The organism is Micromonospora sp. USAFONa4, from assembly GCF_057197825.1.
The window spans coordinates 494,564-516,079 of the sequence record NZ_CM170072.1 but is presented as its reverse complement, the minus strand read 5'-3'; the positions used below and the strand labels follow the sequence as shown (position 1 = coordinate 516,079).

Below are 21,516 nucleotides of genomic sequence, written 5' to 3'. Positions count from 1 at the left end.
TCTGGCCGCCCGGGTGGGCCGGCCACCGGCCGCGCCGTCGGGTCAGTCACGGGTGCCGCCCTGCCGCTGCTCGACGGACTTGCGCAGGCCGTCGACGACCGTTCGTACGTCTGCATCGTCCAGTCCCTGGTGGAGCGGTAGGAGGAGAGTGGTCCGCGCCGCCTCGTCGGCGCCGGGCAGGTGCCGACCGGCGCCGTACGCGGGCACCTTGTGCAGCGGCGCGTAGCGGAACGTGGTGTAGATGCCGATGTCGAGCAGGTCGGCGGCCACCTGGTCGCGGATCTCCGGGGCGAGCTGCACCCAGTAGAAGTAGTGCGAGCTGCGCTGCCCGGCGGGCAACGGCGGGGGGAGCCGGACGCCCTCGACGTCGGCGAGCAGGCGGTCGTACTCCGCGGCGATCTCGCGCCGGCGCGCGACGAACCCGGGCAGGCGGCGGAGCTGGACCAGGCCGATCGCCGCGGTGAGGTCGTTGCCGACCACCCGGCGGCCGAACTCGCGCACGTCCAGCTCCCACCAGCGGTGCGGCACCCCCTTGCCGGCGGCGGAGAAGCCGCTGGCGTGCTCCAGGCCGTGGTACGCCAGGCGGTGGGCCCGCCGGGCCAGTTCCGCGTCGCGTACGTGCAACATCCCGCCGTCGCCGGTGACCAGGATCTTCATCGCGTCGAAGCTCCACATGGCGATGTCGCCGAAGCTGCCGCAGGGACGCCCGTCGACGGTCGACGCGACGGCGCACGCCGCGTCCTCCACCAGGGCGACCCCGCGCCGGCGGCACAGCTCGGCGATCTCGGCCACCTCGCCGGGAACGCCGCCGTAGTGCAGCAGGATGACCGCCTTCGTGGTGGGGGTCAGGGCCCGCTCCACGTCGGCGACGGAGGGGTTGAGCGTGCGCGGGTCGACGTCGCAGAAGACCGGGCGGGCGCCGGCCGAGGCGATGGCGTTGGCGGCGCCGACGAAACTGATCGAGGGCAGCACCACCTCGTCGCCGGGCCCGAGCGCCAGCAGCTCCACGGCGAGGAAGAGCCCGGCCGTGGCCGAGTTGATGAAGATGGTCCGCTCGGGCACCAGCCCGGCGTGCGCGGCGAACTCCTGCTCGAACTCCCTGGTACGCGGCCCGTGCCCCAGCCAGCTGCTGTCGAAGACGGCGCGCACGGCGTCGAGCTCCTCGGCGCCGAGGGTCGGCTGGAAGACGTTGATCATCGCTTCTCCTGTCGTCGAGGACGCCGTGCACCGGCGGCGACGCGGGCCGTCGGCGGGCAGCCGGCAGCGGGGCGGCGCGGGGCGCCACCCGGTGGGCCGCGGGCGGGCGGTGCGGGAGCGGACGGTGCCGGCGGGCGCGCGCGGGGGCCCGCCCGCCGGCGGTGACGGCGGTGCCGGGTCAGGCCCGGTACCGCCGGGTGAGCTTCTCCAGCACCGGGACGGTCTCGGTCGGGCTGGGCGTGGCGAGCAGGTCGTCGTAGAGGGAGTCGGCCCCCTGCCGGAACGCCGGCTCGTCCAGCACGCGGACGAGCTGCTTGCGCATCGCGTCCACGGAGAGGTTCTTGATGTCCAGGACCAGTCCCGCGCCGCGCCCGGCGACGCAGCGGGCGGTCACCGACGACTCGATGTGCTTCGTGGCCATCGACCACTCCAGGCCGTCGGCCTCGATGGTGATCATGCCGTTGTCGTCGTCGGAGTCGGTGATCAGCTGCGGCACCCGCAGCGCCACCGCGCTGGCGAAGGTGCCCATGCCGCCGTGGTGCACCATCGCCGAACAGGACGGCAGCAGCTGGGTCAGGGGCAGGTAGTCCACCGCGCGGACGTTCTTCGGCAGGGTCGGCATGCCGGCCAGCTGGTCGGCGTTGAGCGTCGCGACCACCTCGACGTCCAGGTCGGAGACCATCTCCAGCAGGCCGGGCACGTGGTCCCAGCCGCCCTTGAAGTACATCCGCTGGGAAAGCCCGAGGGAGAGCGCGACGCGGGGCCGCTCCGGCCGGTGGTGCAGCCACCGGGGCAGCACCGTCTGCCCCGAGTAGGGCACCCAGCGCGTCGGCACGGTCCGGACGCTGGTGGGCAGGCGTACACCCGGGGGAGTGGGGTCGACGGTCCACTGGCCCAGCAGCAGCTCGTCGTCGATCTCCAGCCCGTACCGCTCGGCGGCCGGCCGCATGGTCTCGACCAGCGGGTTCTCCTCCGGGCCCGGGCCCGGTCGGGCGGCGGCCTCGGCGAAGCGGTCCATGGTCGAGGCGAAGTAGTCCAACCCCCAGAGCAGCCGCGCCTGCGCCGCACCGGCGACGCGCGCCGCCACCGCGCCGGCCGGGAAGCACGGGTCCCAGAGCACCAGGTCGGGCTGCCACTCGCGGGCGAAGGCGACCAGGTCGTCGAGGACCGGGTGCGGGTCGCGGGCGGTGGACCCGACCGGGTGGAAGTCCCACATGGACGGCAGCATGAACTGGTAGAAGACGTCCCAGACCTCCTTGTCCGCCGGGGTCAGCTCCAGCGCCTCGGTGATCCGGTCGAGGCGCTGCTTGACGCTGCGCGGCTGCGGTCGACCGGGACCCATCGGCATGATCTCCGGGTCGCCGACCGCGACCGGGGTCAGCCCGACCGCCAGCGTGCTCTCCGCCAGGACGGGATGGGACGCGACGCGGACCTCGTGGCCGGCGCTCTGCAACGCCCACGCGAGCGGAACCAGCGGGTACAGGTGGGCCGGGTTGGGCCACAGGGCGAACACGACGCGCATGTCTCTCCTCGGTTGTGCGGTCCTGGTGGGTGCGGTGCGGCGGTCGGCGGAACGGGTCAGAGCTTGCGGGCCACCCCGGCGTACATCCGGTCGGTGGAGGTGGCGTCGGGGTCGTCCTGCCGCCAGCGGCCGGTCGGCACGAGCCCGGGCGCGACGAGCTCGAAGCCCTCGAAGAGGTCGGCGATCTGCGCGGCGGTCCGGTAGACCATCGGCGCGGTGGCGTTGCGGTAGCTGTCCTCCATCATCCGGCGCTCCTCGTCCGGCCCGCCCTCCACGCAGAGGTGGGACAGGGCCAGGTACGAGCCGGGCGCCATCCGGTCGCGGAAGGCCCGGATGATGCCCTTCGGGTCCTCGCTGTCCCGGATGAAGTGGAAGACCGCGATGAACAGCACCCCGACGGGCTGGGAGAAGTCGATGAGGGACTTGGTGTCGGGGTGGTCGAGGATCGAGCCGGGGTCGCGCAGGTCGGCGGTGAAGATCCCGGTGTTGGCCCGCTCGTCCTCGGTGAGCAGGCGCTTGCCGTGCTCGGCGACCGCCGGGTCGTTGTCCACGTAGATCACCCGGGGCTGGGCGACGGCCTGCCGCGCCACGTGGTGGGTGTTCTCCTGGCTCGGCAGGCCCGCCCCGACGTCGATGAACTGCCGGATCCCGCACTCCTCGGCGAGGTGCCGGACGGCGCGGCCCAGGAACCGGCGGTTCTCCCACACCACGTCGCGGGTGAGCGTCTGTCCGACCCGCCCGATCACGGCCTCCGCCGCGGCCCGGTCCACCGGGTAGTTGTTCGTGCCGTGGAGGAAGTAGTCGTACATCCGCGCCGGCGACGGCCGCTCCACGGACTGGGCAGGTTCTGTCGACATCGGTCTCTCTCCTCGTACGTCGTTGGTGGGGAGTGCGGGTGGGGGCCGGCCCCGTCGGGGCCGGCCCCCGGGGTCAGCCGGTGACGGGGCTGCTCTGGTGCGAGAGCAGCAGCGGGCGGCCGTCGTCCTGGCGGACGATGATCCAGGTGGCCCGGATGTGCCGCTCGGGGGCGACCTCGCTCTCGCCGGCGAGGATGATGCCGCCGCCGGTGACCACCATGGCGACGTCCGGGTGCAGGAAGTTCACCGACACCGGGTAGCCCTTGACGTAGGCGCCCCGGTACGGGCCCGCGAACCCCTTGGTCATGAAGGCCCGGATCTCGTCGCGGCTGGTCAGCTGCTCGTCGCCCATGAGCAGGCTGCCGTTCTCCGCGAAGAGGTCGGCGAAGAAGTCCGGGTCGTTGGCCTTCCACGCGGCCTGGATCAGCTGCGGTACGGCCAGGACGGCCTTCTCGTCGTCGCTGACGAATTCCCGGTAGTAGGAGTGGTCCTCCGCGACGCGGGCGGCCTCGAGGATCTCCGTCGCGTCGCCCCACCGCGACGCTGCCTTGGTGGTCATGGGTGCTCCTTGCCGATCGTCACGGGGGGATGGACGGTCACCAGCGCAGCGTCGCGCCGGCGCCGCGCGGGCTGTTCTGGTAGCCGGCGAGCTTCCACTCGCCGTCTCGCTTGACGACGATCCACGTGGAGCGGACGGCGAGCTCCGGGGCGATCTCGGTCTCGCCCGGGGCGAGGATGCCGCCGTGGGTGCGCAGCAGGGCGACCTCGTCGTTGACGAACCGCACGTCGACGGGGTTGCCGGTGACGCCGGTGCCCTTGAACGGGCCGGCGTACGCGGCGGCCATGAACGAGTAGATCTCGTCGCGGCCCTTCTTGTAGACGTCGCCGGGGAGGATGAGGATGCCGTCCTCGGTGAAGCTGTCGGCGACGCCGGCGGCGTCGTTGCGGCTCCAGGCGGCGACCAGCCGCAGCGGAACGCCGAGGGCCTCCTTCTCCTTCTCACTGGTGAAGGGGCCGTAGTAGGCGTCGAGGTCGGGTCGGTTGGCCTGGGTGGTCGTGGTCATGGGGGTGCTCCTTCGTCGGTTCGGGCGGCGGGATGCGCCGACGCCGGGTACCGGTCGTGATCGCTACCCCGAATCGTTGCCGGGGCCCGTCACCGACTGCATCTCTCTGATTGCGCTGCCGGGCAGGCCGGGGCACGCCGTCGCGCCGGGGGGCACGCCGTCGCGGCGGCCGGTCGGGGCGGGGCGGGAGCGGGGGCGGGCGGCGGCTAATCCCGCGACACCGCACTTGCGGAGATGCGTCGACCTCCGGCGGGAGCAGACGATGCCAGGGCCACCCCAGGCGGGGCGCGCCCCGAGCGACCGCGCCGCCCGCCGCCGGTGACGGCTGGCCGGACCGGCCGCGACCGGGGCGGATGCCCCCGCCGGCCCGGTCCCGCGCCGTGCGCCCGGCGGTCACGCGGCGGTGGTGTAACCGCCGAACCGACGATTTTCGAGGAGGTCAGGGTGGACGTCACCCAGACGGTGCCCGGCACGGAACTGGTGCGTCGCGCGACGGAGCTGGTGCCCCTGTTGCAGAAGCACGCGAGCTGGTCCGAGGAGAACCGCCGCATGCACGACGAGGTGGTCGAGGCGATGGCCGACGCCGGCCTGTTCCGGATGCGGATCCCGAAGCGGTACGGGGGGTACGAGTCGGACACCCGGACGCTGACCGACGTGACGGCCCAGCTGGCCCGGGGTGACGGCTCCGTCGCCTGGACCGCCTCGGTGTGGTGCATCCCGGGCTGGATGGTCGGGATGTTCCCCGACGAGGTGCAGGACGAGGTCTTCGGCATGCCCGACGTGCGGGTCTGCGGCACGCTGAGCCCGACCGGCAACGCGCAGCCCCGGCCGGGGGGTGTGCTGCTCAACGGCCAGTGGGGCTTCATCAGCGGTGCCCTGCACAGCCAGTGGCAGGAGATCATCGCGATGGGGGCGGCGCCCGACGGCACCCCGATGCCCCTCATGATGCTGGTGCCCATGTCGGACCTGGAGGTCGTCGACGACTGGCACACCGCGGGGATGCGGGGCTCGGGCAGCGTCACCACCGTCGCCCGGGACGTCTTCGTGCCGCAGGAGCGGGTGCTACCGCTGCCGGCCGTGCTCCAGGGCCAGTACGCCTCGAAGCTCAACGCCGAGTCGCCGATGTACCGGGCGCCCCTGCTCGGCGTCGCCGCCGCGTCCTCGGTCGGCACCGTGATCGGGCTGGCCCGGGCCGCCCGGGAGGTGTTCTTCGAGCGGCTGCCCGGCCGGAAGATCACCTACACCGACTACGGCAGCCAGGCCGAGGCGCCGGTGACCCACCTCCAGGTGGCCGAGGCGACGCTGAAGGCCGACCAGGCCGAGTTCCACGGGTACCGGGTCGCGGACCTGACCGACAGCAAGGGCCGCTCGGGCGAGCCGTGGACGCTCGAGGAGCGGGTCCGCTCCCGCGCCGACGTGGGCGCGGTCTGCCAGCTGGGCCGCGAGGCGGTGGAGGTGCTGGCCCTGGCCAGCGGCGGTTCCTCGGTCTACAGCTCGGTGCCGATCCAGCGGATCGCCCGGGACGTGCACACGGTCAACCTGCACGCCCTGATGACCCCGCAGACCAACTTCGAGCTCTACGGCCGGGTGCTCTGCGGCCTGGAGCCGAACAGCTTCTACATCTGACACCGGCCCGGGCGGCGGCACCCGGCGACCGCCGGGTGCCGCCCCGGATCCGTACCAGCTGCGCTGATGTCACGCCTGCGGGCGGGCACGCGACGAGGAGGGGTGGATGTACGACTATGTAATCGTCGGGGCGGGATCGGCGGGCTGCGTGCTGGCCGCGCGACTGAGCGAGGATCCCGACGTCCGGGTCTGCCTCGTCGAGGCCGGCCCGGCGGACACGGCGCAGAACGTGCACGTACCGGTGGCGTTCGGCCAGCTGTTCCGCACCCAGCTCGACTGGGACTACGACACGCACGACGAGCCGCACCTGGACCGCCGCCGGATCTACCTGCCCCGCGGCCGGGTCCTGGGCGGCACCAGCTCGATCAACACGATGATCTACGTCCGGGGCCACCGGTCGGACTTCGACGGCTGGAACCAGCCCGGCTGGAGCTTCGACGAGCTGCTGCCGTACTTCCGGCGCTCGGAGGACAACGAGCGGGGCGAGTCGGCCTACCACGGCGTCGGCGGCCCGCTGCGGGTCTCCGACGGGCGGGCCCGCAACCCGATGGCCGCCGCGTTCGTCGAGGCGGGACGGCAGGCCGGCTACGGCGGCAACGACGACTTCAACGGCGCCGAGCAGGACGGCTTCGGGCTGTTCCAGCTCACCCAGCGCGACGGCCGGCGGGCCAGCACCGCCACCGCCTTCCTGCACCCCGTGGCCGACCGGCCCAACCTGACCGTCGAGCTCAACCTCCAGGTGCACCGGGTGCTCATCGAGAACGGCCGGGCGGTGGGCGTCGTGGGCCAGCGGCTCGGCGAGGACATCGAGATCCGGGCCGAGCGGGAGGTGGTGCTCTCCGGCGGGGCGTACAACAGCCCGCAGCTGCTCATGCTCTCCGGCATCGGGCCGGCGCAGCTGCTCGGCGCGCTCGGGGTGCCGGTCGTGCTGGACCAGCCGCAGGTCGGGCAGAACCTCCAGGACCACCTCCTGGTGCCGCTGATCTATGCCCACTCGCACCCGATCAGCCTGCTCGCCGCCGGCACGCCGGAGAACCTGGAGCTGTTCATGTCCGAGGGGCGCGGGCCGATGACCGCGAACGGCCCCGAGGCCGGCGGGTTCGTCCGGACCAGCGACTCCCTGGCCGCGCCCGACGTGGAGTTCCTGGCCGCACCGGTGATGTTCGCCGACAACGGCCTCGGGACGCCCACCGACCACGCGCTGTCCTACGGCCCGTCCATGTTGGCGCCCCGCAGCCGGGGTTCGGTGCAGCTCGCCCTGGCCGATCCCACGGCCAAGCCGAAGATCGTGCACAACTACCTCGCCGAGGAGTCCGACCTGGACGACGCGGTGGCGGCCCTGCGGATCGGGCTGGACATCGCCCGGCAGCCGGCCCTCACGCCGTACGTGGAGCGGCCGTACCGGCCGCCGGCGTCGGAGTCCGACGCCGACCTGCGCGACTACGTCCGCCAGTACGCGCACTCCATCTACCACCCGGCCGGCACCTGCGCGATGGGCGCCGTGGTCGACGCGGAGCTGCGTGTCCTCGGCGTCGACGGGCTGCGGGTCGCGGACGCGTCCGTGATGCCCCGCCTGGTCAGCGGCAACCCGAACGCCGCGACCATCGCCATCGGCGAGAAGGCCGCGGACCTGATCAAGGGGGTGGCCACGGCCACCGAGCCCGCGCTGGCCGCCGGTGCGGCGGGCCCGGCGCGGTAGCGCGTCGGGCGGGGCCGCGGCCGGCGACGCGACCGGCCGTGGCCCGAGGCGGCGACCACCAGCGGTACGCGCCGACGCGACCGGAGCGGCGGCGACCAGTCACATCCGACACCCGGCAGAGGAGCACACCATGACCAACAAGGCAGCGTCGCTCGTCGAGCAGTCCAAGCAGTGGGCGAAGCACTACGGGGCGTACAGCAACGGGGAGGAGGGCCACGCCTTCACCGCGCCGCTGCGCGTACGGGCCAACTGGGACGCCAACGACGCCGACGCCATCGCCGAGATGTTCACCGACAACGGCAGCATGCTGATGGGCGACGACCAGCTGAAGAGCCGGGACGAGATCCGCGCCTGGCTGACCGACGCGTTCGCCGGCCCGTACAAGGGGGCCCGGATGACCTTCGAGCCCGTCGAGATCAGCATGCTGCACCGGGACTCCGCCCTGATCGTCGCCGAGGGCGGCATCCTGCTGGCCGGCGAGACCGAGGTCGCCCCCGAGCGGAGCAGCCGCATCGTCTTCGTCACCGTCCGCGTCGACGACGACTGGCGGGTCCTGTCCTACCAGTCGAGCCCGGTCAAGGGCTGACCCGGCCCACCCCGTCGACCCGGGCCCGGGCGCGGGAGGCGACGACCGGCTCCGGCCGGCCGCGTCCCGCTACCGGGCCCGGGTCGCGTCGTACCCCCGCGTCCGCCGCCGGCCCCCCCGGCGGCGGTTCGTCGTACCTACGGCGGCCCGGCCGCCCTCCGTCGCCGCCCGGGACGGGGCCCACCGGGCCCGGTGGTCGGTGTGCTCGCGGCGCCCCGGCCCCGGCCCCGGTCCCGCTCCTGGTCCTGGTCCGCGGTCGCGCCGCGCCCTGGTGCCGACCCCGGTCGGCCGCAGGCGGTACGCGATGGTGGGGCCGGGCACACGGAAGCGACCACGGCGCTCGGCCGTGGTCGCGGGGTGTCCCGTGCGCCCCGGCGGCCCGGCCGGGGCGCACGGGACGTCAGGAGGTGGCGAACTGTCCCGGCCGCCGCCCCGGGCCGGCCGGGCCCCGGTACGCCTGGGCGATGTCCAGCCAGTGGTGGGCCTCGGCGCCGACGGCCTTCAGCGACAGGTCGTCGCGGTGCCGGCGCCGGGTCACCAGGAGGCAGAAGTCCTCGGCGGTGCCGTTGACGATCTGCTCGGCGTCCAGCGGCCCGAAGTGCCAGACCGCGCCCGACGGGGCGGTGATGACGAAGCGGAACGTGCTGCTCGGCACCTCCAGCCCACGTGCCAGGTAGCCGAAGTCCCAGGTGCGGACCGCGAACTCGACGAGCGGCCGGAGCCGGTCGGTGCGGCGGCGGCGCACGCCGAGGGCGTCGGCGATGTCCTGGCCGTGCCCGAACAGCTCCATCATCCCCGCCGCGGCGAGCACCGGCGCCGGGAGCGGCCGAACGAGCCAGGGCACCGGCTGTCCCGCCGGGACGGCGGCGAGGGCCTTCTCGGCGAGGGTCCGCTCCTCGCGCCACCGGGCCAGCAGCGCCGCCGGCGCCTCGGCCAGGTACGGGGCCATCGCCGCGTGCACGTTCGCGTCGAAGTCGCCGCTCATGCGCGACATGAGGGCCTTGAAGCCCGCCGCGTCGGCGGCGGCCAGGCCGGCCATCCGGAAGGTGGCGGTCAGGTGGGCGATCTGGTGCGCGACCGTCCAACCCTCGGCGGGGGTGGGGGTACGCCACCCGGCGTCGTCCAGCTCGGCGACCATGCGGTCGACGTCGTCGCCCTCGGCCTCCAGGGCGGCGAACACGTCCTGTTCTGCCACGCGCTCATCCTCTCGATGCGGTGCCGCCCCACCCGGACGGACGATGCGGGCCCCGGGCTTCGTCGCGGGGGGTGACCTCGACCGGTGCGGTGGCGCACGTCGCCGGCGCCGTGCGGCCGGCGGTTGACGGGGAAGCCGGCCGATCGGGTCGGTGCCGGCGCTTCAATCATCGGCGGGTGGCGTGGCGGGTGTCTTCTCCCACTGTGCGGAGCGCGACCGGCGGACACGTCCCGGTCCGAGCGTCTCCGTGGCCTCGCGGCCCGGCCCATCGTCGGGCGGCGGGTTGCCGCCGACCGGCGGATCCGCCTCGTGGCCGGCGGGACGCCCGCGCAGCCGGAGCGCGAACAGCCCGCCGAGCAGCAGGACGCCCACCACCACCCACAGGGCCGGCCGGACGGCGGGCAGGAACGCGTCGGCGAACGCGCCGGCGGCCACGTCGCGGTACCGGTCGGCGAGCTCCGGCGGGGCACCGGGCGGCACGACGAACCCGCCGGCCTGGCCGGCACCCAGCTTGACGCCCTCCCCGGCGGCCGCGCCGAAGCCGTGCAGGAAGTCCGCCCGGGCCTCGGGAGGCAGCTGCGCCGCCCCCGCGCGGGCGGCCTCTGGCAGGGTGTCGGCAAGCCGGTGTTGCAGGACGGCGCCGACGACGGCCGCGCCGAGCGCGCCGCCGACCTGCCGTGCGGTGTTGAGCACGCCCGCGGCGGCGCCGGCGAGTTGAGCGGGGACGTGGCGCATCGCCTCGGTGGTGGTCGGCGCGATGGACGCCCCCATGCCGATGCCGACGGCGACCAGCGGCAGGACGAAGGTGCCGGCCGTGGAGTGCGGCGTGACCAGCAGCGCCATGCCCAGCACGCCGAGCGCGTACACGGCGAGCCCGCCCGCGAGCAGGCGCCGGCCGCCGAGCCGGTCGGTGAGCCGCCCGGCGACCGGCGCGACGGCGCTGAGCACCACCGTCCAGGGCAGCGCGGCGAGGCCCGACTCCAGCGGGCTCATGCCGAGCAGCGCCTGCGTCTCGATCACGAAGACCAGCAGGAAGCCGTACAGCCCGAAGGAGCTGACGAGCGTGATCAGGGTCGCCGGGCCGAAGTTGCCGAGGCGGAACAGCCCGGGCGGGACGAGCGGCTCCCGCTGCCGGTGTTGGCGCAGCGTGAAGACCAACCCGCACAGCGCCGCGGCGGCCAGGATCGCCGGGATGCTGACGGGTCCGCGTACCGTGCCCCAGTCGTGCCGTTCGCCCTCGATGAGGGCGTACATGAGGCCCACCAGCGCGGCGGTGGCCAGGAGCACGCCGACCACGTCGAGGTGGCGCGGCCGGCGGGTGCGCAGGTCGGGGACGAGCCACCAGGCGAGGGCGACGCCCGCCACGCTGAGCGGCACGTTCAGATAGAAGATCCACTCCCAGCCGAGCCGGGTGATCACGAGACCGCCGAGGGTGGGGCCGCTGACGGCGGCCACGCCCGCGACGGCCGTGAAGATCCCGAAGGCGGCGCCCCGCCGCGCGGCCGGGAAGATGCCGGAGATGAGGACCAGCGCCTGCGGCAGCAGCGCCGCGGCGCCCACGCCCTGCACCACCCGCGCGGCGATGAGCTGCCCCGGGGACTGGGCCGCCCCGCAGAGCACCGAGGCCACCGCGAACAGCGCCATGCCGGCCATGAAGACGGTACGCGGGCCGAACAGGTCGCCGAGGCGCCCGGCGACGATCAGCAGCGACGCCAGCGCCAGCAGGTAACCGTTCAGCACCCAGAGCATGCTGTCGATCCCGGTGTCCAGGGACCGCATCATGTCCGGCACGGCGGTGTTGACGATGCTCGTGTCGAGCAGGATGAGGAAGTTGCCGAGGCACAGCACCAGCAGGGCCGCCCACGGGTTGACCGGTCGTGGCGTCGTCACCGCCTCGGCGTCCCGCTGCGGGTCACGGTTGCTCCGCACGCGACGCCTCCTGCCCGTCGTCGGCGTCGGTCACGCCGAGCGGGGCGGACCGCAGGCCGTCCTCGTACAGGGTCACGCCGATCCGGCGGGCCGTGGCGTGGCTCGCCCAGGCCGTGACCGTGACCAGCGCGGCGTCGTCGGCGCCGCCGTCGCGGCAGGCGGCGACGTCGGCGTCGGTCACCCGGTACGGCGCGAGCGCGGTCAGCAGCGCCAGCCGGGCGACGGGTCGCTCGGCCGGCGCCAGTTCGGCGACGGCGGCGTCGAACCACCGGCCGCCGCCCGGCTCCGGGGGCGGCGGGCCGGCCAGGCAGGCCAGGATCCGCTGCCGGACGTGCTCCGGCAGGGCGGCCTGCCCGGCGTGGTGGACCGCCTGGCCGGCCCGGGCGAAGGCGGCGGCCACGTGCGGCTGGCCGACGGCCCAGGTCAGGTCGGCCTCCGGCGGCGCGGGCGGCAGCAGCTCCAGGGAAAGCCCGGGTGGCCGTCCGGCGCGCGCCAGCGCCCCCATGATGCGGGCGGCGGTCCGCCGGACCCCGGCGCGGATCCCGGCCGGCGCCGGCGGCAACGGGGAGTCCTGGAGGAAGACGCTCACCATCCGGTTCAGGTAGTGGAAGGCCACCGCCACGCCGATCAGTTCCGGCCCGTGCGCGGCGGGGAACGGCGGGGGACGGCGGCGCGCCGCGCTGGTGTCCCCGCTGTGCCGGGCCCACTCGGCCAGGGCCCGCAGCCGGGGGTCGCCGATCCCGCCGACCCCGGCGCCCGGCCACCCGCCCGGGTCGCCCAGCAGCCCGGCAGCCGTGGCGCCGTGCACCTCCACGCAGTACGGGCACCGGTTGCTCTCGGAGACGGCGGCGGCGACCACCTCCTTCGCCTCGCGGCCCACCAGCCCTTCGGCGAGCAGCGTCTCGCGCAGCATCAGCCAGCAGGCCCGCAGCACGTCGGGGGCGGGGGAGTGCAGCAGCACCGGGGGCGCGAGGACGCCGAAGTCGTCGGCCATCTGCCGGTAGACCCGCGCGACGGGCCCGTCGGCGGCCTCCGGGGCGACCGGCGTCACGTGCCGGACGTGGGTCAGCATGGTGCGGCTCGTCACCCGAGCCAGTCGCCTGCCCATCGGTTTCCTTCCTGGTCGGGCGGGCCGGGGCCGGGGGCGGGGCGCGCCCCCGGCCCGTCGTGGTCCTAGCTGGGCACGACCTGGGGCACCGCGGTGACCGTGCCGTCGGGCAGCGAGCCGTGGTAGGTGACGTCGATGCCCCGCTGCTGCGCCGCGCGGACGATGCCGGGCACGGCGCGTTCGGCCAGCGCGGCGATGGTGAGGGCCGGGTTGACGGTGAGCGCGCCCGGCACCGCCGAGCCGTCGGTGACGAAGATGCCGGGGTGCTGCCGCAGCTCGTGCCGGTCGTCGAGGGCCGACGTCGCCGGGTCGTCGCCGATCCGGCAGGACGACAGCGGGTGCACCGTGTACGCGCCGACCACGTCGTTGGTCCACGGCATCACCCGGGCCAGCCCGTCGCGCTCCAGGATGTCCCGGGCGTCCGCGTCGGCGGCGGCCCAGCCCCGCAGCGTGTTGGCGGTGGGCCGGTAGCGCAACGGGCCCCGGCCGAGCATCTGCTGGGAGATACGGTCGGCGTTGCCGGTCGCCGGCGGCGGCCCGAAGACGCCCTCGTTGTCGTCCTCCGACATCGTGAACAGCGTCAGCCACGACTGCCAGCGGCGCAGCATCTCCTTCTTCTCCAGGCCGAACCAGCTCGGGCCCTGCGCGTCGGGCACCTGGGCGAGGATCGTGCCCAGCCCCAGCGGGAAGAAGAGCTGCTCCAGCGAGTACCGCTCGTACTCGGGCAGGTCGGGGTCGAGCCGGTCCCAGGTCGCCACCGTCGGCCCGCGGCCGATCTGGTTGGCGTCGTAGCCCTTTCCGTTGGGGCGGCTGAGCCCGAGCACCTCCCGGACCCGGTCGTCGTCGAAGACGGCCGTGTTGAGCCGCTCGCCGTTGCCGGAGAAGTACCGGCCGACGGCGGGGGGCATGGTGCCCAGCGTGGGCTCCGAGCGTTGCAGGATCACCGGCGTGGCCCCGGCCCCGGCCGCCACGATGACGATCTTGGCGTCGATCGTCCCGCTGTCGTGCAGGATCCGGTAGTCCTCCGCGTCGACGATGCGGTAGTGCACCCGGTATCCGCCGTCCTCGGTGCGGGAGAGGTGCTGCACCTCGTGCAACGGCCGGATCTCGGCGCCGTGCGCCAGGGCGGCCGGCAGGTAGTTGAGCAGCAGGGAGCGCTTCGCGTCGAAGCGGCACCCGGCCATCATCCAGTTGCAGTTGGTGCACTTGTCGACGTCCACGGCCGACGGCACGGGGTTGGCTGTGCGCCCGGCGTGCGCGCAGGCCGCCGCGAAGAGGCCGCCGGCGTACGGCACCTTGTCCCAGCTCTGCATCGTCACCGGCAGCGACTCGCAGACCCGGTCGTACCACGGGTCGAGCGTGGCGCGGGTGATGGCCGCCGGCCACATCCGGCGGCCGATGCTGCCCTGCCGCTCGAAGACGAACTGCGGCGCGCGCGGCATGGTGGCGAAGTAGACGACGCTGCCGCCGCCGACGCAGTTGCCGCCGAGCACGCTCATCCCGTCGCCGACGGTGAAGTCGAAGATCCGGGTGTACGACGAGCCGAGCTTGAAGTCGTGGTCGAACTCCTCGCTGGACAGCCACGGTCCGCGCTCCAGGACCACCACCCGCGCCCCGCCCGCAGCCAGGTGGTAGGCCGGGATCGCGCCGCCGAAGCCGCTGCCGATCACCACGACGTCGGTGCTTGCGCTACTGGTCATGCCGGGCTCCCTGTGGGGGTGGTGTGTGGGTGCAGTCGCGACAGCGGGCGTCCGTACGAGTACTCGGGGAACCGCCACAGCCCGTCGTCGTCGGGCTTGGTGATGCCGATCGCCAGCAGCCCCGGGTGCCCGGCGGCGAGCGCGTCGAGCGTGTTCATGTGTGCGGCGCTGTCATAGGCCATGTTGCTGAACAGGGCCAGCCCCACCCACATCTCCTTCTCCGGGTTGTCCGGGGCGAGCAGGTGGCTCAGCAGCGCGGTGCGGTGGTCGAACGCGAGCGCGACGAAGGGCGGCACCGCCGGGTCGAGGGTCAGGCCGTTCGCCTCGGCGTACCCGGTCGCGTGCGCGTTGAGGGCCTCACTGAGCGTTCCCAGCATCAGCGACAACCCGCCGGCCGGGTCCTCCATCAGGGCCAGCGCCCCGCACTCGACGGCGCCGCCGTCGGTCGAGACGCCGGCGATCGCCCGGTCGTCGGCGGACCGCTTCGCCCCGGGGACGATGGTGTCGGCGAACGCTTCCAGCGTCAGCACGCGTGCCTGCTGCTCCTCGGGTGTTTCCGGTTGCACGGCGGCTACCTCCTTCTGGGGCGGGCGCGTCGGTTACCGGTCCCGCCGGGACTGTTTTCGGGCAGCCTTGACCACCGCCCGCTAGGGCGACGGAGGCAAGGGATGAATTGGTGGTCGCCCGGAATGTCTTTCCGTGCGGTGTGGACGGTGCGCGAAGTTCTGCATCATCGTGGCTACCGACGCAGGTGGGACGCATCTTCTGTTTTGCTGAGGCCGATGTCCCGACGGCCGGGACGATTGGCGCGGAAATTGCGAACGGCGGCGGGCGCGCAATTTCCGCGCCACGTTCCACGCGGACGGCGCTGGCCTCCGCGCGGCGGACACGGCGGGCCGTCCCGCGCGGAGGCCAGCGCGGCCCGGCGGCGGCGAACGGTGGGGCAGGGCCGGCGCGCGAGCGAGCCCGCTGCTCCGGCGGCGCGTCCTGTCCTCGCGACGCGTCCCGTGCATGCGAGCGGCATGCGCTCGGAGCCGGTGCAGCGTGCCCTGGCCAGCGCCTCCCGGCCGTGGTCCGTGCGGGCGACCCGCGCGGGGCGCAGCCCGGCCGGGCCGGGGCGGGGGTCAGGCCGGTTCGGTGGCGCGGCGCGGCGCGCCGGTCGCCGGGAGCGCGGCGCGCCCGGCCTGCCGGCGGCTCAGCCGCCCGGTCCGGTGCAGCCAGCGCACGGTGTCGGCCAGGGTCTCGTCCAGCGACCGGCTCGCCGGCCCGAGCAGCTCCTCGGTCAGCGTGCCGTCCATCGGGCGGGCCGTGGCGCACAGGTAGATGGCGCCGTGCTCGGCGGGCAGGTGCACGGGCGAGAGCCGCTGCGCCGCGCTGACCAGGTGGCCCATCGGCAGCAGGGCCGCAGCCGGCAGCCGGAGGGTGGGCAGGGCCCGCCCGGTGACCCGGCGCAGCGCGTCGACGAACTCCCGGGTCGTGACGTACCGGCCGGGGGCCGGGAAGCGGCGGGGGCCGCGCCCCGGTTCGAGGACCGCCGCGTGCAGCCGGGCCACGTCCCGCACGTCGCCGACGGGGAAGCCGCCGGTCGGCCACATGGGCATCAGCCCGCGCAGCACGTTGCGTACCCGGGTCGTCTGGTCGCCCAGGTGCGGGTCGTCGGGCCCGAGCGAGGCCAGCGGATAGGTGATGACCACCGGCGCCCCGTCGTCCTGGTGCCGGCGCGCCACGTGCTCGGCGGCGGCCTTGCTGCTCAGGTACGCCTCCCGGGGCGCGCCCACCGGGGAGTCGACGGTCAGCGGCGACCCCGTGGCCGGCAGCAGCGCGCCGAAGGTGGAGACGTGCACGATCGGGTCGAGGCCCGCCGCCCGCGCCGCCCCGAGCACCACCTCGGTGCCGCGGAGGTTGACCGCCCGCATCCGCGCCCGGTCCCGCGAGTCGAAGCTGTACACGCCGGCGGCGTGCAGCGCGGCGGCGCAGCCGTCGGCGGCCCGGGCCACGTCGGCGGGGTCGGTGACGTCGCCGGTGACCAGCTCCACGCGCCCGGCGTCGGCGCCCAGCGTCGCCAGCACCCGCCGGGCGCGGGCCGGGTCGCGCACGAGCAGCCGGACCCGGTGCCCGGCGTCGAGGACGGCCGCCGCCGAGTGGGAGCCGATGAATCCGGTGCCACCGGTTACCAGGACCAGCATCGCGACTCCCGCGGGTGGGGGACTGGGTCGTCGCCCATCATGGGCGGGCGCTGCCGGGCCCTCCTTCTCCCAGGGTGCTCAACCGGCGTCGATGGCGTTGCCTGCGCCCCCGGACTCCCAATACTGGCATTGCCGCAATCGTGGGAGCCGTCGTCGTGACCGTCCGGCGGGGCGGCGCAGAGCAGGAGGCAGATCATGATCGCTCGTCGGGTGGCCTCGTCGGTGGTCCAGCGCCAGGTCAACTACGTCACGCCGGTGCCGCAGGGGTCCGCACAGGGCCTGGTGGACGCCGTCTACCGGCAGGTCGCGCAGGAGATGCAACTGGTGGTGCCGCCGGCGCAGCTGCACTCCCCGTCGCCGGAGGTGCTGGCGGCGTACTGGATGGTGATGCGGGAGCCGCTGCTGCCGACGGAGAACGTGGACCGGGCGACCAAGGAGGCGGTGGCCGCCGCGGTGTCCGTGGCGAACATCTGCCCGTACTGCGTGGACATGCACAGCGTCGGGCTCTACGAGCTCTCCACCGAGCACGACGCGGAGGCGATCGTGGCCGACCGGCTCACCGAGATCGCCGACCGGCGCATCCGCGTGGCGGCGGAGTGGGGCCGTACGGCACACCAGCCGCAGACCTCGCGGCCGGTCCTGCCGTTTCCGGAGCGGGACCGCCCGGAGCTGGTCGGCGTGGTGGTGGGCTTCCACTACATCGCCCGCGTGGTCAACGTGTTCCTCTCCAACTTCCTGCTCCCGCCGGGGCTGTCGCCGCGGGCGCGCCGGCGCCTGAAGCGGGGCATCGGCTGGGTGTTGCAGGGGACGCTGCGCGACGCCCGGGAGCCGGGCCGCTCGGTGGAGCTGCTGCCGCCGGCGCCGCTGCCGGCGGAGGCGGCCTGGGCGGCGGGCAGCCCGCACGTGGCCGGGGCGATGGCCCGCGCCTACGCGGCATTCGAGGCGGCCGGCGAGCGGGCGGTCCCGCCGGCGGTCCGGGAGCTGGTCGCGGAACGCCTCGACGCCTGGCGGGGGGAGGAGACCGGCCTGAGTCGACAGTGGTGCGAGCGGCTGATCGCGCCGCTGCCCGAGGCGGAGCGGGCCGCCGGCCGGCTGGCCCTGCTGACCGTGTTCGCCTCCTACCAGGTCGACGAGGAGGTGGTCACGGAGTTCCGCCGCCACCAGCCGGGCGACGCGGCCCTGGTCGACGCGGTGGCCTGGGCCAGCTTCGCGGCGGCCCGCCGGGTCGGCACCTGGTACGCCCCCGCCGGCTCGCCCGAGCCGGTCTGACGGATTCCCGACTTGAACTGCGCAACATTGGAGACGTGTCGGCGTGTCGGAGCCGACACGCTGGGTGAGGGGCGTGGTGTCTCTCGCGCCCGTGACCCTTCCAAGGAGGAAACGTGACCAGCTACCAGGCGACCCTGCCCGGAGCGTCCGGGCGTTGGGCGACACTCAACGGCGCGCACCACCGGGCGGCCCTGAACGCCTTTCTCGTGATCGTGCTGGCGCACTGGGCCGAGCACCTGGTGCAGGCGTACCAGATCTGGGGCCTGGGCTGGTCGCGGCCCGAGGCCCGCGGGGTGCTCGGCATGCCGTTCCCGTGGCTGGTCAGCTCGGAGTGGCTGCACTACGGCTACGCCATCGTGATGCTCGTCGGGCTGTGGATGCTGCGCCCCGGCTTCGTCGGGCGCAGCCGGAGCTGGTGGACCGCCGCCCTGGCGATCCAGTTCTGGCACCACATCGAGCACCTGCTGCTGCTGTTGCAGGCGCAGACCGGCCGGCACCTGTTCGACAGCCCCGTGCCCACCAGCCTGCTCCAGGTCGTGATCCCCCGCGTCGAGCTGCACCTGTTCTACAACACGGTCGTCTTCGTGCCGATGGTGATCGCGATGTACCTGCACCTGCGGCCCTCCCCGGCGGAGGCGGAGCTGATGTCGTGCAGCTGCCGGCAGCCCGAGGTCGCGGCCCAGCCGTCATGACCACCGTGGACGGCGCCCGTCCGCCGGCACCGCCCACGTCCGTCGGGGCGGTGCAGCGGGCGGCCATCGCCGTCGCGGTCGGCATCGTGCTGTCGATCGTGACGCTGCTGGCCTTCGGTACTCCGGCCGAGAGCCGGAGGTTCATGCTGAACCCGGGCGACGGGTCGGTCGTCGGCGTCGCGCCCGCCGAGGTGACACTCACGCTCGGCGGAGCCGAGTCGGCCGAGAACGTGCACCTGGCCGTCACCGGACCGACCGGGGCGGTCGTCTCGATCGGGAAGGCGGCCGTCCGCGACGGCCGCCTGGCCGTGCGGGTACGCGACGCCGGGCCGGGCACCTACCGCGTGGCCTACCGGGCCCTGTTGCCCGACGGCCGGCAGGTCGCCGGTCTGGCCGGCTTCACGGTGACCCCCGGCGCCGTTCCGGCCGGGCCCGTCGCCGCGCCGATCGGGGACGAGGCCGCGAACGCCGGCCACGACCACGCCCGGATCGACGGCATCAACGGCGTGCTCCTCCTGCTCGACCTGGGCCTCGTCGCGGTGGCCCTGCTGCTGATGTTCCTCCGTCCGCAGCGGGGAAGGGGGCCCGTCACCGGCCCGTGACCCGCCCGCCGGGCGGCCCTGCCCGTGGCGGCGGATGGAGCGCACAGCAGAAGACGCGGCCCCGGCCGACGCGAGGTGACGATGAAGTCACCCGCCGGCCGGGGCCGGCGTCGTCGTAACGACAGGGGGATCTGCCATGCCGACGGTACTGGGCTCCATGCGTCGACTGTTGATGGCGCCGACGCTCGCGGAGGTGACCTTCGCGCGTCGGGGTTTCCCCGGCCCCGCCACGGAGGTCACCCGCCGGCTGGAGGCGGTTCCGCAGTCGGTCGTCTGCGGATTCGAGTGGGGCATCGACACCCGCGACCCGTGGGAGCTGGAGCGCCGGCTCGCGCTCGTCGACCGGGAACTGCTCGGTTTCGCCTACGAGGGCGCCACGATGGCCTGCACCATCCTCGACGTGATGGGGCCCCGGCGCGGCACCCGCACCCGGGACCTGCTGCGGGGGCCCGGCGCGCCGCACCTCTTCCTCGCCTACATCGGCATCGGGTTCGCCATGGCCCGCCTGCCGCGACCCCTCTGGCGGCACGTCGTGCCGGACCTCACCGGCTCCCCGTACCACCCGACGATGACCTGGCTGGCCGTGGACGGCTACGGGTTCGACCGCGCCTACTTCGACCTCGACCGCTGGGTGACCCGGCAGGAGCGGCTGGCGGCGTACCCGTGGCAGGGCCACGGGGACTACTTCCTCCGGGCCACGGACCAGGGCCTCGGCCGGGCGCTGTGGTTCATCCACGGCGCCCGCACCGCCGACGTGGCCGGGGCCGTGCGGGCCTTCGCCGCCGACCGGCACGGCGACCTGTGGAGCGGGGTGGGGCTCGCCGCCACCTTCGCCGGCGGTGCCGACGCCGAGGCGCTCGCCGCGCTGCGCGCCGACGCCGGCCCGTGCGCGCCGGACCTGGCCCAGGGCGCGGTCTTCGCGGCCAAGGCCCGCAGCCACGCCGGGCACGTGCCGGCGCACAGCGAGGCGGCGATGCACTCGCTCGGCGGGCGGTCCGTGGCCGCCGCCGCGGCGCTCGCCGACGACGTGGCGGTCCGCGCGGAGCCGGCCGGACCGGTGCCCGCGTACGAGGTGTGGCGGCGCAACGTCCGCGCGCACTTCGAGCCGGCCGGCGTCAACCACGGCCGCTGAGAACCGCCCGCGTCGTCCCCCGGACGGTCGCTGTGCCGTCGCGTGTCGACGGTGCACGTGAATGTTCCGGATAGTTGCGACGAGTGCGCAAGGTTGAAGAAATCAATCCTTCCCGCGCTTGCCATCATCGAATTGGATGTCCATCCCCGGTAAACGGAAACACCGACCCTTTGGGGGAACGTGCCATGCAGAGCCTGCGTGATCTGCGGCGCAGAATCCTGACGCCAAATATCTCCGAGACGAAAATGGACGTGCGCGGATTCCACGTGAAGAACGAGGAATCGAAGGCGCTGCTCGAAACCGTCGGCGCCTCATTCCTCGCCGGTTACGGATACGCCGCCGAGGCGCCGACGGCCGAGGCGGCCGAACGCCGGCTGGAAACGGTGCCGACGCGTTTTCGTGGTTTCGCGTACGAGGGCGCCGCGATGGGCTTCGCCGTCCGCGACGCGCTGCGGCCGGGCCGCCCCCGGCACGTGGAGGCCATGCTCGCCGGCCGGGGCGACGCGCACGTCTACATGGCGTACGTCGGCGTGGGCTGGGCGATGGCCCGGGTGCCCCGGATGCGCTGGGGCCAGCTGCACGCCCCGGACCCGCTGCTGCGGTGGCTGGTGCTCGACGGCTACGGCTTCCACCAGGCGTACTTCCACACCGACCGGTACGTGTACGGGCAGTACCGCCACCCGCGGTTCCCGTGGCCGGCCGAGGGCCCGCGCGAGTACGCCGACCGGGTCATCGACCAGGGCATCGGGCGGGCCACCTGGTTCGTCGGCGGCACCGACGTGGACCGGGTGACGGAGATCTTCGCCGCGTTCCCCGCGCACCGGCGGGCCGACCTGTACGCCGGGGCGGGCCTCGCGGCCACGTACGCCGGGGGTGCCACCGAGGCGGACCTGCACCGGTTCCGCGACCGGGCCGGCGACTACCGGGTGGACCTCGCCCAGGGCAGCGCCTTCGCGGCCGGGGCCCGGGTACGCGCCGGCCTGGTCGTCCCGCACAACGAGGTCGCCACGCAGGTGTTCTGCGGCATGTCCACCGCCGAGGCGTCGAAGGTGACCGACGTGACCCTGCCCCGCGGGCAGGACGGCGGCACGCCCGCCTACGAGCGGTGGCGCCAGGCCATCGCCGCCGAGTTCGAGGGGCGGTGCTGACCGT

At 74.4% G+C, this 21,516-nt stretch carries 19 protein-coding genes; 8 read left to right on the top strand and 11 right to left on the bottom strand.

What is annotated here, in order from left to right; genetic code table 11:
• Window positions 1–42: 42 nt before the first annotated feature.
• The 5 genes from AC0OO9_RS02195 to AC0OO9_RS02175 form a co-directional block, all read right to left on the bottom strand.
• Window positions 43–1,197, bottom strand: a complete 1,155-nt coding sequence (locus AC0OO9_RS02195) for a DegT/DnrJ/EryC1/StrS family aminotransferase (protein ID WP_484515127.1) — start codon at window positions 1,195–1,197, stop codon at window positions 43–45.
• A 178-nt stretch (window positions 1,198–1,375) separates the two neighbouring features.
• Window positions 1,376–2,719 carry a nucleotide disphospho-sugar-binding domain-containing protein gene (locus AC0OO9_RS02190; RefSeq protein WP_132238222.1) on the bottom strand — a complete coding sequence of 448 codons (1,344 nt, stop codon included), beginning with the start codon at window positions 2,717–2,719 and terminating at the stop codon, window positions 1,376–1,378.
• Window positions 2,720–2,775: 56 nt separating this feature from the next.
• Window positions 2,776–3,576 carry an SAM-dependent methyltransferase gene (locus AC0OO9_RS02185; RefSeq protein ID WP_484515125.1) on the bottom strand — a complete coding sequence of 267 codons (801 nt, stop codon included), beginning with the start codon at window positions 3,574–3,576 and terminating at the stop codon, window positions 2,776–2,778.
• 73 nt (window positions 3,577–3,649) lie between these two features.
• Window positions 3,650–4,135, bottom strand: a complete 486-nt coding sequence (locus AC0OO9_RS02180; protein ID WP_327028756.1) for an SgcJ/EcaC family oxidoreductase — start codon at window positions 4,133–4,135, stop codon at window positions 3,650–3,652.
• Between the two features lie 37 nt (window positions 4,136–4,172).
• Window positions 4,173–4,640, bottom strand: coding sequence for an SgcJ/EcaC family oxidoreductase (locus tag AC0OO9_RS02175; RefSeq protein WP_132238216.1), 468 nt, complete (start codon window positions 4,638–4,640; stop codon window positions 4,173–4,175).
• 444 nt (window positions 4,641–5,084) lie between these two features.
• Here AC0OO9_RS02175 and AC0OO9_RS02170 point away from each other — a divergent pair, with 444 nt between their 5' ends.
• From AC0OO9_RS02170 to AC0OO9_RS02160, 3 genes are all read left to right on the top strand, one after another.
• A complete protein-coding gene (locus AC0OO9_RS02170; RefSeq protein ID WP_484515122.1) occupies window positions 5,085–6,266 on the top strand; it encodes an acyl-CoA dehydrogenase family protein in 1,182 nt (393 codons plus the stop codon).
• 106 nt (window positions 6,267–6,372) lie between these two features.
• Window positions 6,373–7,965: a GMC family oxidoreductase gene (locus AC0OO9_RS02165; RefSeq protein ID WP_484515120.1), complete on the top strand. Its 1,593-nt coding sequence runs from the start codon at window positions 6,373–6,375 to the stop codon at window positions 7,963–7,965.
• A 130-nt stretch (window positions 7,966–8,095) separates the two neighbouring features.
• On the top strand, window positions 8,096–8,551 hold the full coding sequence (locus AC0OO9_RS02160) for an SgcJ/EcaC family oxidoreductase (RefSeq protein ID WP_132238210.1): 456 nt from the start codon (window positions 8,096–8,098) through the stop codon (window positions 8,549–8,551).
• Window positions 8,552–8,951: 400 nt separating this feature from the next.
• On the opposite strand, the gene AC0OO9_RS02155 is transcribed toward AC0OO9_RS02160, so the two are convergent.
• From AC0OO9_RS02155 to AC0OO9_RS02130, 6 genes are all read right to left on the bottom strand, one after another.
• A complete protein-coding gene (locus tag AC0OO9_RS02155) occupies window positions 8,952–9,746 on the bottom strand; it encodes a TIGR03084 family metal-binding protein (RefSeq protein ID WP_484515118.1) in 795 nt (264 codons plus the stop codon).
• 162 nt (window positions 9,747–9,908) lie between these two features.
• Window positions 9,909–11,675 carry an MFS transporter gene (locus AC0OO9_RS02150; RefSeq protein ID WP_484515116.1) on the bottom strand — a complete coding sequence of 589 codons (1,767 nt, stop codon included), beginning with the start codon at window positions 11,673–11,675 and terminating at the stop codon, window positions 9,909–9,911.
• A complete protein-coding gene (locus AC0OO9_RS02145) occupies window positions 11,659–12,747 on the bottom strand; it encodes a carboxymuconolactone decarboxylase family protein (protein WP_484517833.1) in 1,089 nt (362 codons plus the stop codon). The genes AC0OO9_RS02150 and AC0OO9_RS02145 overlap by 17 nt, the downstream gene beginning before the upstream one ends.
• Before the next feature lie 101 nt (window positions 12,748–12,848).
• Window positions 12,849–14,483 (bottom strand): FAD-dependent oxidoreductase, encoded by a 1,635-nt coding sequence (locus tag AC0OO9_RS02140; RefSeq protein WP_132238204.1) that lies wholly within the window; start codon window positions 14,481–14,483, stop codon window positions 12,849–12,851.
• Window positions 14,480–15,049: a DUF5987 family protein gene (locus AC0OO9_RS02135; RefSeq protein WP_132238202.1), complete on the bottom strand. Its 570-nt coding sequence runs from the start codon at window positions 15,047–15,049 to the stop codon at window positions 14,480–14,482. Before AC0OO9_RS02135 ends, AC0OO9_RS02140 begins: the two co-directional genes overlap by 4 nt.
• Before the next feature lie 558 nt (window positions 15,050–15,607).
• Window positions 15,608–16,669 carry an SDR family NAD(P)-dependent oxidoreductase gene (locus AC0OO9_RS02130; RefSeq protein ID WP_484515114.1) on the bottom strand — a complete coding sequence of 354 codons (1,062 nt, stop codon included), beginning with the start codon at window positions 16,667–16,669 and terminating at the stop codon, window positions 15,608–15,610.
• Window positions 16,670–16,864: 195 nt separating this feature from the next.
• Here AC0OO9_RS02130 and AC0OO9_RS02125 point away from each other — a divergent pair, with 195 nt between their 5' ends.
• The 5 genes from AC0OO9_RS02125 (at window position 16,865) to AC0OO9_RS02105 (ending at window position 21,512) form a co-directional block, all read left to right on the top strand.
• Window positions 16,865–17,938, top strand: a complete 1,074-nt coding sequence (locus AC0OO9_RS02125) for a carboxymuconolactone decarboxylase family protein (RefSeq protein ID WP_484515112.1) — start codon at window positions 16,865–16,867, stop codon at window positions 17,936–17,938.
• A gap of 113 nt (window positions 17,939–18,051) precedes the next feature.
• On the top strand, window positions 18,052–18,630 hold the full coding sequence (locus tag AC0OO9_RS02120) for a hypothetical protein (protein WP_225852009.1): 579 nt from the start codon (window positions 18,052–18,054) through the stop codon (window positions 18,628–18,630).
• Window positions 18,627–19,232, top strand: a complete 606-nt coding sequence (locus tag AC0OO9_RS02115) for a copper resistance CopC family protein (protein ID WP_484515110.1) — start codon at window positions 18,627–18,629, stop codon at window positions 19,230–19,232. Before AC0OO9_RS02120 ends, AC0OO9_RS02115 begins: the two co-directional genes overlap by 4 nt.
• A gap of 136 nt (window positions 19,233–19,368) precedes the next feature.
• The gene (locus AC0OO9_RS02110) at window positions 19,369–20,364 is read left to right on the top strand and encodes a DUF1702 family protein (protein WP_484515108.1); all 996 of its coding nucleotides are present in this window, start codon (window positions 19,369–19,371) and stop codon (window positions 20,362–20,364) included.
• A 185-nt stretch (window positions 20,365–20,549) separates the two neighbouring features.
• A complete protein-coding gene (locus AC0OO9_RS02105) occupies window positions 20,550–21,512 on the top strand; it encodes a DUF1702 family protein (protein ID WP_132238192.1) in 963 nt (320 codons plus the stop codon).
• The last annotated feature ends 4 nt before the right edge of the window (window positions 21,513–21,516 follow it).